Annotated in this window: 17 protein-coding genes; 6 read left to right on the forward strand and 11 right to left on the reverse strand. The window is 67.7% G+C overall.

Annotated elements, in window-relative coordinates:
• Nucleotides 1-225 precede the first annotated feature (225 nt).
• Nucleotides 226-1,128 carry a L,D-transpeptidase gene (locus NA4_RS02415; protein ID WP_067463207.1) on the forward strand — a complete coding sequence of 301 codons (903 nt, stop codon included), beginning with the start codon at nucleotides 226-228 and terminating at the stop codon, nucleotides 1,126-1,128.
• Between the two features lie 56 nt (nucleotides 1,129-1,184).
• On the opposite strand, the gene NA4_RS02420 is transcribed toward NA4_RS02415, so the two are convergent.
• The 3 genes from NA4_RS02420 to NA4_RS02430 form a co-directional block, all read right to left on the reverse strand.
• Nucleotides 1,185-3,212 carry a M13 family metallopeptidase gene (locus NA4_RS02420; protein WP_373862749.1) on the reverse strand — a complete coding sequence of 676 codons (2,028 nt, stop codon included), beginning with the start codon at nucleotides 3,210-3,212 and terminating at the stop codon, nucleotides 1,185-1,187.
• Nucleotides 3,213-3,275: 63 nt separating this feature from the next.
• Entirely contained in the window at nucleotides 3,276-3,650 is a 375-nt protein-coding gene (locus NA4_RS02425) for a DUF397 domain-containing protein (protein ID WP_067463122.1), read from the reverse strand.
• A gap of 10 nt (nucleotides 3,651-3,660) precedes the next feature.
• Nucleotides 3,661-4,512: a helix-turn-helix domain-containing protein gene (locus NA4_RS02430; RefSeq protein ID WP_067463125.1), complete on the reverse strand. Its 852-nt coding sequence runs from the start codon at nucleotides 4,510-4,512 to the stop codon at nucleotides 3,661-3,663.
• 135 nt (nucleotides 4,513-4,647) lie between these two features.
• Here NA4_RS02430 and NA4_RS02435 point away from each other — a divergent pair, with 135 nt between their 5' ends.
• The gene (locus NA4_RS02435) at nucleotides 4,648-5,172 is read left to right on the forward strand and encodes a hypothetical protein (RefSeq protein ID WP_067463128.1); all 525 of its coding nucleotides are present in this window, start codon (nucleotides 4,648-4,650) and stop codon (nucleotides 5,170-5,172) included.
• On the opposite strand, the gene NA4_RS02440 is transcribed toward NA4_RS02435, so the two are convergent.
• On the reverse strand, nucleotides 5,141-5,635 hold the full coding sequence (locus tag NA4_RS02440) for a DUF4190 domain-containing protein (protein WP_067463131.1): 495 nt from the start codon (nucleotides 5,633-5,635) through the stop codon (nucleotides 5,141-5,143). The two genes, NA4_RS02435 and NA4_RS02440, sit on opposite strands and share 32 nt — an antisense overlap.
• A 150-nt stretch (nucleotides 5,636-5,785) precedes the next feature.
• Complete coding sequence (locus NA4_RS02445; RefSeq protein WP_067463210.1) at nucleotides 5,786-6,568, reverse strand: pirin family protein; 783 nt, start codon at nucleotides 6,566-6,568, stop codon at nucleotides 5,786-5,788.
• A 233-nt stretch (nucleotides 6,569-6,801) separates the two neighbouring features.
• On the opposite strand from NA4_RS02445, the gene NA4_RS02450 reads away from it, so the two are divergent.
• Both NA4_RS02450 and NA4_RS02455 read left to right on the forward strand, forming a co-directional pair.
• A complete protein-coding gene (locus tag NA4_RS02450; protein ID WP_245671048.1) occupies nucleotides 6,802-7,266 on the forward strand; it encodes an NUDIX hydrolase in 465 nt (154 codons plus the stop codon).
• Between the two features lie 120 nt (nucleotides 7,267-7,386).
• Nucleotides 7,387-8,688: an MFS transporter gene (locus tag NA4_RS02455; protein ID WP_067463212.1), complete on the forward strand. Its 1,302-nt coding sequence runs from the start codon at nucleotides 7,387-7,389 to the stop codon at nucleotides 8,686-8,688.
• Here NA4_RS02455 and NA4_RS02460 read toward each other — a convergent pair.
• Nucleotides 8,678-9,172 (reverse strand): hypothetical protein, encoded by a 495-nt coding sequence (locus tag NA4_RS02460; protein ID WP_067463137.1) that lies wholly within the window; start codon nucleotides 9,170-9,172, stop codon nucleotides 8,678-8,680. The genes NA4_RS02455 and NA4_RS02460 overlap by 11 nt on opposite strands.
• 313 nt (nucleotides 9,173-9,485) lie before the next feature.
• Between NA4_RS02460 and NA4_RS02465 the strand changes: the two genes are divergently transcribed.
• Nucleotides 9,486-11,126 (forward strand): glycoside hydrolase family 183 protein, encoded by a 1,641-nt coding sequence (locus NA4_RS02465; protein ID WP_157128754.1) that lies wholly within the window; start codon nucleotides 9,486-9,488, stop codon nucleotides 11,124-11,126.
• On the opposite strand, the gene NA4_RS02470 is transcribed toward NA4_RS02465, so the two are convergent.
• From NA4_RS02470 to NA4_RS02480, 3 genes are read right to left on the reverse strand one after another with little or no spacing between them, the layout of a single operon-like run.
• Nucleotides 11,096-11,953 (reverse strand): 5-oxoprolinase subunit C family protein, encoded by an 858-nt coding sequence (locus tag NA4_RS02470; protein WP_067463143.1) that lies wholly within the window; start codon nucleotides 11,951-11,953, stop codon nucleotides 11,096-11,098. The genes NA4_RS02465 and NA4_RS02470 overlap by 31 nt on opposite strands.
• Nucleotides 11,950-12,654 (reverse strand): 5-oxoprolinase subunit B family protein, encoded by a 705-nt coding sequence (locus NA4_RS02475; RefSeq protein WP_084496731.1) that lies wholly within the window; start codon nucleotides 12,652-12,654, stop codon nucleotides 11,950-11,952. Before NA4_RS02475 ends, NA4_RS02470 begins: the two co-directional genes overlap by 4 nt.
• Nucleotides 12,655-12,662: 8 nt before the next feature.
• Nucleotides 12,663-13,418, reverse strand: coding sequence for a LamB/YcsF family protein (locus NA4_RS02480; protein WP_157128751.1), 756 nt, complete (start codon nucleotides 13,416-13,418; stop codon nucleotides 12,663-12,665).
• 139 nt (nucleotides 13,419-13,557) lie between these two features.
• Between NA4_RS02480 and NA4_RS02485 the strand changes: the two genes are divergently transcribed.
• Nucleotides 13,558-14,373, forward strand: a complete 816-nt coding sequence (locus NA4_RS02485) for a hypothetical protein (RefSeq protein WP_067463146.1) — start codon at nucleotides 13,558-13,560, stop codon at nucleotides 14,371-14,373.
• A gap of 5 nt (nucleotides 14,374-14,378) precedes the next feature.
• On the opposite strand, the gene NA4_RS02490 is transcribed toward NA4_RS02485, so the two are convergent.
• Nucleotides 14,379-15,839, reverse strand: coding sequence for a CCA tRNA nucleotidyltransferase (locus NA4_RS02490; protein WP_067463149.1), 1,461 nt, complete (start codon nucleotides 15,837-15,839; stop codon nucleotides 14,379-14,381).
• 11 nt (nucleotides 15,840-15,850) lie between these two features.
• On the reverse strand, nucleotides 15,851-16,051 hold a 201-nt coding region (locus NA4_RS42035), incomplete at its 5' end, for a hypothetical protein (protein WP_218022233.1).

Raw genomic sequence — 16,051 nt, forward strand, 5'->3', positions numbered from 1 at the left:
CGGGACGTTCACCGGACTGATACCCATCGAAATTGATTGTGATGCATGACACATTCAGCTCGCTGACTGAATCACACTGAAACGCCGGTAGCTTCGGCGTGCTCCGGGACGGTAGGAAGGACGGCGGGTCGGGCTGTCAATACCCATGGGGCGCTCTTCTGGCTCCGCGCTGAAATGAAAGATCTCGTACGCGCGCGTGCGAGAGATGGAATGGACGAGAAATCTATGCATGCCGCTTTGCACACCGCGTCGTTGCCTGCTCACCGTAAGGGAGCTCGGCTAACCCGCCGGTTGCGCGAGGGCGTCCTGCTGTCCGCGGCGATCGCGGCGGCCGGAGTCATGCTCGTCGCGCCTGCACAAGCCGAACCGATTCCGGGTATCGACACGGGCTCGGCCACCGCGGCGGCCACCGATCCGGGGTCGCAGGCCAATTTCGCCCCACCCTCGATCAACATCGCCGACGGCGAGGTCGTCGGCGTCGCGCAGCCGATCATCATCACCTTCACCGAACCGGTGACCGACCACGCCACCGCCGAGAAGGCCATCAAGATCACGTCATCGAAGCCCGCCCCCGGTCACTTCTACTGGCGCGGCGACAAGCAGGTGCGCTGGCGGCCGGACGAGTTCTGGCCGGACAACACCGACGTGCAGGTCCAGGCCGGCGGCACGACCAGCTCGTTCCGCATCGGCGACGCGTTCGTCGCCACCGCCGATGACACGACCCACACCATCACCATCACCATCAACGGCGAGGTGGTGAAGGAAATGCCGACCTCGATGGGCAAGCCCAAGCACGAGACCCCGAACGGCACCTACATCGTCGGCGAACAGCAGCGCAAGATGATCATGGACTCGTCCACCTACGGTGTGCCGATCACCGATCCCGAGGGCTACAAGCTCGAGGTCGAGTACGCGACCCGCATCTCCAACAGCGGCATCTTCGTGCACGCGGCTCCGTGGTCGGTCGCCCAGCAAGGCGTGTCCGATGTCAGCCACGGCTGCCTGAATGTCAGCACCGAAGACGGCAAGTGGTTCTTCGAGAACGCGCGCAGGGGTGACGCGGTGATCGTGCAGAACACCAAAGGCGGCACCCTCAGCGCAAGCGACGGCCTGGGCGACTGGAACTAAGAGAACTAAGAGTGTGACCGAGGCGGCCCCCGAATGGGGGCCGCCTCAGTTTCGGATCACCAGATCTTCACGCGTTCAGCAGGTTCCAGGTACAGCTCGTCGCCGGGTTCGACGCCGAACGCTTCGTGGAAGCTGTCGATGTTGCGCACCACCGCGTTGCAGCGGAACTCGGGCGGAGAGTGCGGGTCGACGGCGAGTCGGCGGATGGCCTCCTCGGAACGGGCCTTGGTGCGCCACACCTGCGCCCAGCCGTAGAACACTCGCTGCAAACCGGTGAGTCCATCGAGCTGCGGCGCCTCGGCTCCATTGAGCGAGATCTTGTACGCCTCCAAGGCGATGGACAGACCACCGAGGTCGCCGATGTTCTCGCCGATGGTGAACTCGCCGTTGACGGTGTGCTCGTCCGGCAGGGCCGTGGGCGAGAGCACGTCGTACTGGGCGATCAATGCCTTTGTCCGCTTGGCGAATTCGGCGCGATCCTCGTCGGTCCACCAGTCGACCATGTTGCCGTCACCGTCGTACTTCGCGCCTTGATCGTCGAAGCCGTGGCCGATCTCGTGGCCGATCACGGCGCCGATTCCGCCGTAGTTGGCCGCGTCGTCGGCGTTCATGTCGAAGAACGGCGGCTGCAGGATCGCGGCGGGGAAGACGATCTCGTTCATGCCCGGGTTGTAGTAGGCGTTCACCGTCTGCGGCGTCATGAACCACTCGTCCCGATCGACCGGGCCGCCGAGCTTGTTCAGATCCCGATCGTGTTCGGCGGCATAGCCGTTGCGGTAGTTGCCGACCAGATCGGCCGGATCGATCACCACGGCCGAGTAGTCCCGCCACTTGTCCGGGTAACCGATCTTCGGGGCGAACTTCGCCAGCTTGGCCAGCGCGGCGGTCCTGGTGTCCTGCCCCATCCACTCGAGTTCGGCGATATTGCGCCGGTACGCCTCCTGCAGGTTGGCCACCAGCTCGACCATCCGCGCCTTCGCCTCCGGCGGGAAGTGTTCGGCCACATACAGTTTGCCGACCGCTTCGCCGAGCAGGTCTTGCACCAGCGCGACGCCGCGCTTCCAGCGCTCCCGGTTCTCCTCGGCGCCGGTGAGCGTGCGGCCGTAGAAATCGAAGTTCTCCTCCACCAGCGCGTCGGTCAGATATGCTGCCCGCGAACGCAGCACCCGCCACGCGGCCCACGCCTGCCAGTCGGCGAGCGGCTCGTCGGCCCAGACCCGCGCGAAGGTACGCAGATAATCCGGCTGGTGGACGACCACCTCGGCGAACAGTTCGGGACCGTTGCGTTCGATTCCCTCGGCGAGAGCGGAAGTCCATGCGGTCCAGTCGAATTCGGGATTGTCCGCGACGAGCGCGGCGAAGGTGGTCAGGTTGTACCTGAGTTCGGCATCGCGGCGGCGCACCACGTCCCAGTGGCCTGCGGCCAGCTTCTGCTCCAGGTCGAAGATGCGCTGCCCGACCGTGTCCAACTCGGCGGGCAGCGACCCTGCCATCTGTGGGTCAGCGGCCGCCAGGGCGAACATGCGGTTGATATGCGCGATGTACTTCGCGCGGATCTCGGCGAACTCGTCCTGCCGATAGTAGGACTCGTCGGGCAGCCCGATCCCGGACTGGGTGGCATGCGCGAGATAGCGGGTGGAGTTCTTGTCGTCGGTGTCGATGTAGACGGCGACGGCGCCACCGACGCCGGTGCGCTGCAACCGGCCCAGCAGCGTCGCGAAAGCCCCCTTGTCGCTCACGTCGGCGATCGCGGCGAGTTCGGCGGCGATCGGCGCGAGCCCGGCGGCGGCCACCGCGGCGGTGTCCATGAAGCTGGAGTAGAGGTCGCCGATCTTGCGGGCGTCGCTGCCCGGCTCGGCGTCGGCGGCGGCGGCATTCTGGATGATCGCCTGGACGTCCAGCTCGGCCTGGTCGTACAGCGCGCGGAAGGCGCCGTCCACCGCGCGGTCGGCAGGTATCTGGTGGTCGGCCAGCCATTTGCCGTTGACGTGCGCGAACAGATCGTCCTGCACCCGCACGCCGTGGTCGAGGTGGGACAGATCGATACCGGAAGGGCGGGTCAGCTCGGAAGTCACGATCTCCAGTATGCCGATACGCGCGAGAGCCGGCCCCCGGCCGCGGCGGGCCGGGGGTACTGAGCAGGTGAATCAGGCGAATGCGACGATACGGTCGAATTCGCCGTCGTGTGCGCCGAGCATGAAGGCGTCCCACTCCTCGGCTGTGTAGGTGAGGGCGGTTTCGCCGTGGCGCAGTGTGGTGTGACCGTTCGCGGCGGTGTGCGCGCTCAGTTCGCCATTCGATCGCCCGCGGGTGCGCAGGACGTCGAGGAACGCGGTCCATTCGGCTTCGGTGACGGTGATGATGGGCTCGTCGGCGCGGCGGTTGGCCGGGTTGCGGCGATATTTGCTGTCACGGATGAGTACCGCATCACCATCGAACCGAACCTCGACGCATTGGTTGCCATTGTTCGATCTGGTCGATGTGAACCAGCCGGTGCTTTCCGGCCGTGCGGTGGTGGCCATGGGCAGGATTTTACACGCGCGAATAGTGCCTGATCAGGGCCAATGACTCGGTACGTGAGAGGGATTGCTCCACCGCGCGCAGGTAGGCGAAGCTCAGATCCCGCACCAGATCCGGGTCGTCGACGGCGCCGCCGAACACCGCGCTCTCCGCCCAGCCGAAGGTGGGCAGCTGCTCGCCGGCGAAGTCGATGAGATGGAAGCTGGAGCCGCCGAGTACCGCGCCCGCGGTGGCGGCGAACGGGATCACCCGCACTTCGACGGTGTCGAGTTCTTCCATCAGCTCGGCCAGGTAGTTCAACTGCCCCCGCAGCACATCCGGCCCGCCGGTCTGCTGCAGCAGGGTCCCCTCGCCGAATACCGCGGTCAGCTCGACCGCGTCTTCGCCCCTCAGCCGCTCTTGGCGCCGCATCCGAATCGCCACCAACTGCTCGACCTGGACCGGCCGGATCATCACGTCGGCGCTGATCAACGCGCGAGCGTAGTCCTCGGTCTGCAGCAGGCCCGGCACGACCAGGCTGTCGTAGCTGCGGATGCTCTGCGCGCCGTATTCCATTCCGTAGAGCCGCTGCAACTCCGGTCCGATCAGCGCGGACGACTTGGCCCACCATCCGCGTTGCTTGCTGGCCTCCAGCAGGGCCAGCAGTTCCCCGCGTTCCTCCGGCTCCACCTCCAGCAGCTCCAGCACCGGTCCGATGGTGGTGGTGGTGAGTACGCGCCTGCCCTTCTCCACGTGCGACCAGTTGGCCGGGGTGAACCCGACCCGCTTGGCGAAGCCCGCTGAGTCGAAACCGCGTTGTTCGCGCAGCTCACGCAGGCGAAGCACCAGCTCCCAGCGGGCAACGGTCGGCGAGACGGGTGCCATGCCCGGTGATGCTACGCCGACTCCGACGCGCCGACGTCTGACTATTGTCAACCGACTTGCGCAGGGCTAGGGTCGACGCAAGCGGTCGATTTTCCGAGTACGCGATCCACCCGCAGCGAGGCGAGGTTGTTCGTCATGAGTAGATCCCGCATCGAGTCCGGCAGCCGTCTCGCGCCAACAGGTCCGCCGGCGATTCAGGACGCGTTCACCCGCTGCCGTCGCTACCGCCAGGACAATGGGCTGTACGCCGTGGTGGACGCGACGCTCGGACGGATCGTGCTCGAAGTCGGCTCGGTGGGTGCCGTCGTGATGCCCACCGCGTTCGGCCGAAAGGTGAGGGAGCGGCTGATAGCGGGAGGCGAGCACCGTCCGGGGCCGATCATCGCGCATCCGCGTTCGGACCGCTGGACCTTCCTCACCGGCCCCACCGACAATTCGTACCTGGATACCGAGCTATTCGCCGACCTCTTCCGCTACTGTGCCTCGATCGCCCTACCGGGCAGCCACATCGTGCTGCCCTCGCCCACCGACGAGCGCGGTGGTTACCGGATCTGGGTCGTGGCGCCGGACGGCGATTTCCGCCGCGAGTTCGCCGAGGTGATCGCCACGACCCGCGCGTGTGCCGCCGCTACCGGGGAGTCGGTGGCGCGGGCGGAGTGAGCGTGACGCTGTACCTGTCCTGCAGCTTCTGATTCCACTCGCGCTCGCACTGCTCGATCTTGGACTGATCGCTGCCCGCCTTGTTCAGGCAGTCCACGAAGTCCTTGCCGCCGGACTCGACGAAGAAGCTGTATCCCACGATGGTGAGCAGGACGGCGCCGACGAGACTCAGCACGCCGAGCACCAAGCCGGTAATCGCCATGCCCATGCCGCCCGCAGTGCCTGCGCGAGCCTTGAACATCGCGATCAAGCCGAAGATGACGGCGAAGATGCCGAACAGATAGCCACCGACGATCGTCCAGAAGCTCAGCAACCCGACGATGCCGAGCACCAGCGCGGTGATCGCCAAGCCTTTGCCCTTCGGTGACTCTTGCCAATAGGCGGGCTGGCCTGGGTATTGCCCGGGAGGCGGCGGGTACTGACCCGGCGGCGGGTACTGGCCGGGGGGCGGATACTGCGACATGGACTTCCTCTCCGTCGGTGCCTCGCGATGCTCGGTCCGGACGAGGTGATCCGGTAGGTGCGCGGCGATCGCCTACTGATCGCGCTGCCTACGGACGGATGTTAATGCGGTGGCCGGACATTCGTCGGGCCGAGCGCTTCCGCGCACCGGCTACTGGGCGCCCAATCGCGCATGCATCTCCCACACCAGGATCTCCGAAGGCTGCCGCGCGATCACGCGCTGGCCTCCGGTCCTGGTCAGCCGCACCGCGTCGCCCTCATAGAGCAGGCCGACCCCTTCCATCTCCACCTCTCCGCGCGCGACGAACAGGTGCAGGTAGGGCGCGTCGGGTAGTTCGACCACCGGTTCGGCGCCCGGGCTGGTCATCCGTGAGACGTGCAGCGCCGAATGACTGCTGTTGATAGCGATGGCGGTCCGGTCGCGATATCGGGGCAACCCCGAGGCGACCGTCACCAACCCACCGCCGGCCAGCTCGTCGTCGATCTCCAGCTGTTCATAGCCGGGGGCGAGCCCCGGCTCGTCGGGCACCACCCACATTTGCACGAAGTGCACGGGCTCGTCATGTTCCAGGGTGCGGCCGTCCAGCCGCCACGAGTCGTTCTTCTCCGAGTGCAGAATGCCGGTGCCCGCGCTCATCCGCTGGGCCAGACCGGGGTAGATGACGCCGCTGTGGCCCAGGGAATCCTGATGCACCAGGCTGCCGCCGAGCACCCAGGTGACGATCTCCATGTCCCGATGCGGGTGGGTGTCGAAGCCTTGGCCGGGGGAGACGATGTCCTCGTTGTTGACCAGCAGCAGGCCGTGGTGGGTGTTCTCGGGATCGTAGTGTTCCCCGAAGGAGAACGAGTGCTTCGAATCCAACCAGGAGACCCGCGTCTTCATGCGGTCGCCACCCCGATGGACGTCGATGTGTGGTGTCGTGAGTGTGGACATCATGGTCCTCCTCTCGGGACCGTGCACCGATCGCCATTCAGGGTAGGGCACTTGCGCCGCGGTACTCCGCATTCCTAGTAAATTGAGCTGCACTCGGCATTTTACGCGAGCGACCGGAGGGTGAACGGGAGGCGAGCAGAACCAACCGGTACGTCGAAATGCCGGGCCACCTCGTCGGATATCGAGGCCCGTGCCGATCGCCGAACGCCACAATGCCAACCGGAGGTAACGACGTGCTGGGACCCGATGACCTCGCCCGGATCGAACGGCGACTCCGCAGCGAAGCGCGGCGCGACGGCATCGCGCATTTCGTGATCGGCATCGCCGTGTTCCGCGCGGGCAGACTGCTCGTGGTGCGCCGGGCGGCCGAGGACTACCGCGGCGGTTTGTACGAACTGCCCGGCGGAGGCGTCGAATCGGGGGAGACATTTGCCGAGTGCGTAGCGCGGGAATTGCTGGAGGAAACGGGGTTGCGCGTGCGCGCGATCACCGAATTCCTGGGTGGATTCGATTACGCCACCCGGACCAAGTCGAAAGTGCGTAAATACAGCTTCGTCGTGGAGGCGGAACCCGGTGATGTCGCTCTGGCGCCGCGCGAGCACGATGCGTTCGCCTGGATCGACGCGGGCGCGCTCGACGAGCTGCCGATGGCGCCGGACACCCGGCGGACGGTGAGCACACTGGTGGATCGGGTCTGATTCGCGCGGCGCGTGATTCGCGCGCCGCAGCCGAGTGTGCGGCGCCGTCGAGGAACGAAGTACCCTGCGGACGTGTCGACTGGTCACGCCGAAGGCCGCACCCCGGCGGAGCAACGGCCGATCGGGCTGCGCGCGGCACTGCGGGAAAGCCCGGGTGTGTTGCGCCTGGCCCTGGTGCGGTTCGCCGGGCAGTTCGGCGACGGCATGTTCCAGGCCGCGTTGTCGGGCGCGATCCTGTTCAATCCCGAGCGGGAAACCGATCCGCTGGCCGTCGCGGCGGGCTTCGCCGTGCTGCTGCTGCCGTATTCGCTGATCGGTCCGTACGCGGGCGCGCTGCTGGATCGCTGGGATCGGCGCATCGTGCTGCTGGTGGCCAATGTGCTGCGTGCGGTCCTGATCGCCATGGTGAGTGTGGGGCTGCTCGCCGGTATCGGGGAGACGCCGCTGCTGCTCCTGGCGTTGGCCGTGGTCGGCGTCAGCCGTTTCGTGCTGGCGGGTGTGTCCGCGGCGCTGCCGCGGGTGCTGGCGCAAGCGTGGCTGGTGCCGATGAACTCGGTGTTCGCCACGGTCGCCTCCGGATGCGCAGGCCTGGGCGCGGCCACCGCGGTCGGGATGATCGGACTGATCGGAGCGGGTGACTTCGCCTCGGCGATGGCGGTCGCGGTCAGCGGCGCAGGGTCGGTGGTGGGTGCGGTGTTGGCGGCCGGGTTCCGTCGACGGGTGCTCGGTCCCGCCTCCGACGCGGCGGCGCGGGAGAACACCGTGCACGCGATCGCCACCGGATTGCGCAACGGCGCCACGGCGGTGTGGCGATCGGTGCAGGTCACCACGGCGATGCTGGGCATCGGCACGCACCGGATCGTCTTCGGCGTGAACTCGCTCATCATGGTGCTGGTGTTGCGCCAGGCTCCGGTGGACGGTTCCGGGCTCAGCGGTGGCCTGGTCGGTTTCGGCGTCGCCATCGCCGCCACCGCGGCGGGCATGCTGGTGGCCGCCGTCGTGGCGCCGCTGCTCATCCCCAGGCTGGGGCGACCGCGGACCGTGGTCGTCGGTCTGATCACCGCCATGCTGGTGCAGCTCACGCTGGTGACGCCGATCGCGTTCGCCGACTCCGGCGCGATGCAGCGCGCGCATGAACTCCTGCTGGTCGGCGCGTTCCTGCTGGGGCTGGCCGGACAGACGATCAAGCTGACCGGTGACGCGACGATGCAGATAGACATCGAGGACGCACGGCGCGGCGAGGTGTTCGCGCTCCAGGACACCGTCTTCAACATCACGTTCGTGCTGGCGATCGCGGCTGCCGCTCTGGTGATTCCGGACGACGGCCGGTCGCTGGCCGTGGTTCTCGCCGGCGCCGCGGTCTACGGCGCGGGTATAGCGGCCATCGCGCTGAACACGCGACGCGACGCGCTCACGCGATGAACGGCTCCTCGCCGAGGTTTCGTCCGTTGCGTCTCGACCAGTGCGCCAAGTGCTCGGGCAGAGCGTCGACCTGCGCACGCTCGGACGGTCCGACGGGGTGATCGGCGTCCGGGCACGCATCCGGCGGCTGCGCACCACCGACGAGGCGATCGGGCATCTGCTGCTCCATGCGCACGATCCAGTCGAGCGGCTCGCTCGCCGCGTCGCCGGGCAGGCCGGTGATCTGGTGATTCCAGGTGCCCAGGCCGGTGGGGTCGGTGAAGAAGTGGTCGAGCACACCATCGTCGTTCAGGTCCAGCGCCGCGATATCGGCGACGCCGGAGCCGGAGGAATCCCATAACGCGTCGTCCGCGCTGCCGTCTCCGTCGAAGTCCAGCCGCACCGCGTCGGCCGTGCCCGTATCGCCGAGTTCCAGGTCGGCCTGGCTGGTCCACACGTGCACGGACCCGTCGCCGGTGCCGAACACATACTCGATCTCGTCCATATCCCTTTGGACGCACGCACGGCCGCGCCGGTTCCACAACCCGGCGTTTTCCGATTCTCGTCCCACGTTCACGGGACTGATTCCGGTATGTTGACCTGTCGGCGGCTGACCGACAGGAGGCAACACGACATGGGTTTTCCGGCGACGCAGCCTGATGCGGAGCGAAACCTGCTCGGCTCGTGGAAGACCCGGCCCGCTACCGCTCACCCGTTGCTCGGATAGCCGCCGGCAAGCCGACGTGATGCGCGAACCCGGAACCAGATCCCCTTGTGCAGCGGCATTGTTCGGCGCGTTGCTCGCGGGCGTTCTCACCATGCCGACGCCCGCCGCGCAGGCAGCACCGTTCCCATGGGCGCCACCGCCGGTGAACAGCTGCGGTGAGATAGGTTTCGATCCGCTCAATCGCGAGCCCGATCCCTCGCAGCCGCCGCCTCCACCGGTGCCGCCGCAGATCGACATTCCGGTGCCGATCCCGGAGATCACCCCGGTGCCGGTGCCCGACCCGCCGCAGGACAACACGCGGATCGTCCCCGAACCTCTGCCGGCGAATCCGTGTGACAACCCGTGCCCGGACATCAGAGACAACCCGAAACCGCCGGAGCCGGATGCAGAGCCGAGTCCGAAGTCGGACAACGGCACCGATCCCGGGACCGGCACCGATCCGGGCGCCGATTCCGGGTCCGCCTCGGGCTCGGGCAACGACTCGGGTTCGGGCAGTGGTTCAGGTTCAGGTTCCGGCAGTGGTTCCGGTTCCGGCAGCGGCTCGGGTTCCGGTGAGCCGGTCAAACTTCCCCGCATCGAGTTCAAGCCGGAGATCGAACCGATTCCGATTCCGGTGCCAGGCGGTCCGGGCGAGCAGCCGCAGCCCGCGCCGCCGCACGTCGTGCATCCGGCCGAACCGGGCCCGCTCGCCGCGCCGGTGACCGCGCCGCAGGTCGAGTCGGTGCGGCTGGTCGAGCAGGTGACCGGGCACGGCTCAGAGAACCGGACCGACATGCGCTGGCAGGTCGACGGCACCGACCTGGGGCTGATGTGGGAGACCAGGCCCGGCGAGGTCGCCGTGGTGTTCGGCGACACCTTCGGCAAGGGCTGGGGCGGCGGTGGCGCGGGCAACGACGACCAGGACTGGCGCAGCAACGTGATCGGCTTCAGCACCGATCGCGACCTCTCCGACGGTCTGACCCTGGATACCTTCGCGCAGGACAGCCGCTGTCACGCCGCCGAGATCCTGGGCAGCCGCAAGATCAAGAACTGGGAGACCACCACCATCCCGACCTCCGGGTTCGCCATCGGGAACCGGCAGTACCTGAGCTACATGTCGGTGAATCGGTGGAGCCGCATTCCTGGCCTGTGGTGGACCAACTACGGCGGCATCGCCTACTCCGACGATGACGGGCGCACCTGGAAGAAAGACCAGCATGCCAGGTGGGAGAACTTCTTCGGCCTCGGCAGATTCCAGGTGGCGGCGATGGTGCCGCAGGGCGACTATGTCTACATGTTCGGCACCCCGAACGGGCGCATCGGTGTGATCGGGCTGGCCAGGGTGCCGAAGCACCAAGTGCTCAACAAATCCGCCTATCAGTACTGGGTGGGCGGCACTTGGGCGCCAGCGGCCGAGAACCGAGCCACCCCGCTGGTGCTCGGCATGGCCAGTGAGGTGTCGGTGCGCTACGACCGGGAGACCGGACAGTGGCAGATGGTCTACCTCGATTCGGCGCGGGGCGCGATCGTGCTGCGCACCGCGTCGAGTCCACAGGGCGCGTGGACCGACGCGATCCCGCTGGTGTCCACCGCCGACTACCCGAAGTCCTATGGCGGGTTCATCCATCCGTGGTCGACGAGCGAGGATCTGTACTTCATGCTCTCGGCGTGGGATAGCTACAACGTGTATCTCCTGCACGCCGAGCTGGATTCGAGCGGCGGTCAGGCCGTGCGGACGAACCGTACGGGCTGACCTGGACGCGCCTGCGCGACCGCGTCGACATCCGCATCGATGACCACGGCGATCACGGGATAGCCGCCTGTGATCGGGTGATCGGCGAGGAAGACCACCGGCTGCCCGCTCGGCGGCACCTGGATCGATCCGAGCGCCATGCCTTCGGTCGGCAGCTCGCGGGTGTCCTTGCGGGTCAGCGGCGGGCCGGTTCGGCGATCGAGTCGCGCGCCGATCCGATCGGTATCGGGCGAGACAGACCACAGGCCGTCGAACAAGGCGGCTGCATCGGTGAACCAGTCGTCGCGGGGACCGAGCATGGCATGCACCGTGACGACGTCCGCGGGCAGCTCGGCCACCGGGGCGAAATCCACCACCGGAATCGTGTGCGGAGACGGGCCGATCGGGAGGCGATCACCCACCGTCAACGGCTCCGGCCCCAATCCCGACATGGTGTCGCGGCTACGCGAACCGAGTGTTCGAGGTACATCGATTCCGCCGCGCACCGCGATATAGCTGCGCAGTCCGACGGACGCGTAATCGAGCCGAAGCCCTTGTCCCGGCTCGAGTTCCAGCACACTGGCGTGCCCCACCGGCCTGCCGTCGACGGTCGCGGCCGCCGCAGCGCCGGTGACCGCCAGCATGACATGTTCTTCCGCGTGCATCGCGAACCCGCCCAGCAGCACCTCGATCGCCGCGTGGCCCTCCGGATTGCCGACCAGCCGATTGGCCAACCGCAGCGACCCGCGGTCGGCGGCGCCCGCGGGACCGACACCGGAATCGAACCAGCCCGGCCTGCCGAGATCCTGAATGGTCGCGAGCGGACCGACTTGCTCGATGACGATCATCCGGCCTCCTTCGCGTCGACGAATCGGACCGTGTCGCCGGCGCGGACCAACGCGGGCGGATCGCGCTCGACGTCCCACATCCTGAGTTCGGTGGTCCCGATCAGCTGCCATCCACCCGGTGTATTGCGGGGATACACCGCGCTATAACCGCCGGCCAGCGCGACGGCGCCCGCGGGAATCGCGGTGCGCGCCTGCGCGCGGCGTGGAACGGACAGCCGGCCATCGGGCGATTCCAGATAGCCGAAGCCGGGTGCGAATCCGACGAACGCGCACCGCCACACCGTGCCGGTATGCGCGGCGATCACCTCGGCGGTGCTGAGTTCCAGCAGTCCGGCCACCTCGTCCAGGTCGGCGCCGTCGTAGCGCACCGGGACCAGCACCGGATCGGCTCGGAAAGCACTGTCCGGCATGGTTTCCCGGGAAACATCGCCGACCAGTTCGCGCAGCGAGACGAGTATGGTGGTCAGCGCACGTCGCACCGCATCACGGTCGCGCGGTGAATCCAACGTCAGCAGTACGGTTTCCGCGGCTGGGAGCACGTCCTGCACACCCGGGATCGGTCCGGCTCGCAGCGCCGTGACGAGTTCCGCGACGACCTCGCGCCGCTCCGGCGTCACCAACAGCGCCCGATCGCCGACCGCGCGAATCGCCATCTCGGCCTCGTGGCGAGCCGCGCCGGGCACCGCACCCTCCGTCGTCATACCCCGCCTCAGCCGAACGGCTCCACCGGCACGCCGACTTCGACCAGCGCGGCGCGGATCCGACGGGCCATCTCCACCGCCGCGGGGGAATCACCGTGCACGCAGATGCTCGCGGCGCGCACCGCTACCGCTCCGGATCCGTCGACCGTTCGCGCGGTGCCCGACTGGGCGATCGAAACCGCCTGGGCCACCGCATCCGCCGGGTGCAGCACCGCGCCGGGCTCACCACGGGGAGCCAGCGAACCGTCGAGCGTGTAGGCGCGGTCGGCGAAACCCTCGCCGACGAATCGGACTCCGGCGGCCTGCGCGGCCAGTTCCAGCTGGCTGCCCGCCGGGCCGAGCAAGCCGAGCCGCTGGTCGTACGCCACGATCGCGCCGAGCACCGCGTCGGCGAGCATCCGATTCCGCGCGGCCGAATGGTACAGCGCACCATGTGGTTTCACGTACCGAACCCGATCGCCCGCGGCCTTCGCGAAAGCGTCGAGGGCGCCGATCTGATACAGCACCTCGTCGCGCAGCTCACCGGGCGCGACAGCGATCTCGCGCCTGCCGAATCCGGCCAAGTCGCGGTATCCGACGTGGGCGCCGATCCGCACCCCTTTCGCCACGGCCAGCGTGCAGGTCGTGCGCATGATCACGGGGTCGCCCGCGTGGAAACCGCAGGCGATGTTCGCACTGGTGACGATGTCGAGCATGGCGGCGTCGTCGCCCATCGTCCACGGTCCGAAGCCCTCGCCCAGATCACTGTTGAGATCCAGCGCCATGTGCGTTCTCCCAGCTCCCTGTTGTGGCGGACTTCCGATTCTCGTACCGAGGCGTTCGTCCCGGCAAATGCGCCCCTCGCGCGACCTGGCTCACAGATCCCGGGTTCGGCGGGCCTCGCCGAGTACGCTCTGTCCAATCATGGCCATGTATTTCGATCCGAAGTCCTGGTCGCCGTCACGGGCCGTCGATCTCGGCAAGCGGTTATTCGATCAATCCTGGCTGGAGCAGTGGGTCTCGCTGAGCAGCGCTTGGCTGGATCCGGTCGCCGACCTCGGCTCCGGGACCGTCACGGCGCTGCTGCCCGATGTACTGATGACGATGCTCAGCGAGGGCATCCTGAGCCGGTTCGGCGGGCAAGAGGTCCGTGCGACGCTACTGGGTCACGACCTGCGGGCCACCTTGCAGGTGCTGAAGGTGCGCCGCCGCGGCGCGCACTTCCAGACCAAGACGGTGTTGTCGGAGCTGCGCTGGGACGACCATTCGATCGAGGCCGTGACCGTCATCGCACACGGCGTCCGCTTGATTCCGGGCGTCCCCACGAAGGTCCGCGCCGCACAACTGGACCTGGACGGCACGGTCACCGCGAGGGCGCTGATCGGGTGGCTCAACACCCAGCCGCTGGGCTGGACCCTTGACCTGCACGAAACCGGTTTCATCCGGGCCAGGCACCGCCGACGAGCGGTCACGGCGCTGGTCGAAGCGTCCGTCACGGACAATCGGCTGGACATCGCCGTGCGCAGGGCGAGCTGGTTCGGCATTCCGATCCCGCGCGGGCTGATCGGCGTCCCCGCCGTGCTGCTGGAGCAGCTCCCCAATGGCGCCCGGATCGCGTACGCCACCCGGGAGGACGAGCTGATCCGGTTCCGGGTCGAGCTGTCCGAAGTCGCCGGTTCGTTCGATCTCGCGCAGATCCGCTCCGCGATCCTGGCCGGCACCACGCTGATCGTCTTCTGACCAGGTCAGCTCTGCGTTTTCCACCACTCGAGCAGTGCCGACTCGGCTTCCTCGCGAGTGAGCGGTCCGTGGTCGAGGCGCAACTCCTTCAGATGACGCCAGGCCCGGCCGACCTCGGGGCCGGGCGGCAGGCCGAGCAGCTCCATGATTGCGTTGCCGTCCAAGTCCGGGCGGACCTTGGCCAGGTCCTCCTGCTGCCGCAGACGGTCGATCCGCACTTCGAGATCGTCATAGGTGGCGCGCAGCGCGGCGGCCCTGCGCTTGTTGCGGGTGGTGCAGTCGGCGCGGACGAGTTTGTGCAGGCGGGGGAGCAGATCGCCGGCGTCGGTGACGTAGCGCCGGACCGCCGAATCGGTCCACTGGCCTTTCCCGTAGCCGTGGAAGCGCAGATGCAGGAACACCAGCCTGGCCACGTCTTCGGTGAACTGCTTCGGATACTTCAGCGCCCGCATTCGTTTGCGCACCATCTTCGCGCCGACCACCTCGTGGTGGTGGAAGCTGACGCCGCCGCCCGGCTCGTTGCGCTTGGTATCGGGCTTGCCGATGTCGTGCAGCAGCGCGGCCCAGCGCAGCACCAGGTCTGGATCGCCTTCTTCCTGGTCGATGGCCTGCTCCAACACGGTGAGCGAATGCCAGTAGACGTCCTTGTGCTGATGATGCTCGTCGATCTCCAGCTTCATCGCGGGGACCTCGGGCAGCACCCGCTGGGCCAGCCCGGTCTCGCACATGACGTTGATGCCGTCGATCGGGTGCGCACCCGCGATCAGCTTGTCCAGCTCGACGCGCACCCGCTCCGCGGTGATCCGGTCGATCTCCGCGGCCATCGCGGTGATCGCGGCCCGAACCCGCGGGTGCAGTTCGAAGCCGAGCTGGGCGACGAACCGCGCGGCGCGCAGCATGCGCAATGGGTCGTCGTTGAACGAATCCTCTGGCGCGGCAGGCGTATCGAGCAACCCGCCCAGCAGCGCGTCCATCCCGCCGAGCGGATCGACGAACTCCAGCGCGCCGTCCGCGCCGATCCTGACCGCCATCGCGTTCACCGTGAAATCCCGGCGCACCAGGTCGTCCTCGAGCGAGTCGCCGAAGGTCACCAGGGGGTTGCGAGACACCCGGTCGTAGCTGTCCGCGCGGAATGTGGTGATCTCCAGTTGCTCGGCGCCTTTTGCCGCGCTGACCGTGCCGAACGCCAGGCCGCCGGTGTCCCACACATGGTCGGCCCAGCCGCGCACCATGTCCTGGACCACCTCCGGCCGCGCATCGGTGGTGAAATCCAGGTCGGTCCCCAGCCTGCCGAGCACCGCGTCGCGCACACTGCCGCCGACCAGGTACAGCTCATGCCCCCCGGCGGCGAACATCTCGCCCAGCGGCGTCAGCACATCCGACAGCCTCCCCAGCGTCACCGCCGCGGCGGCCAGCAATCGGGTACGTCTATCCAGCGCAGCGTCCTCGGACTTGGGCGAAACCACGAATGAGCAGCTTACCGAGCCGCGACGCCGAATATTACGGCGCAGTCCACGCACCCGACCGCGACAGTTCCCGGCAGATGCGACAGGTTCGGTGAGCATCCAGGTTTATGGGTCACCGCCCAGCGCGCCCACACCGGCTCAACCTCCGTTTTCGAGCGCAGCGAGACCTGGCATTGCCCGTTCGCGGCCCGGCTCGCGTCCGAGTGGCCGTC

Origin of the sequence: Nocardia amamiensis NBRC 102102, assembly GCF_001612745.1 — a bacterium.
GTDB lineage: Bacteria > Actinomycetota > Actinomycetes > Mycobacteriales > Mycobacteriaceae > Nocardia > Nocardia amamiensis.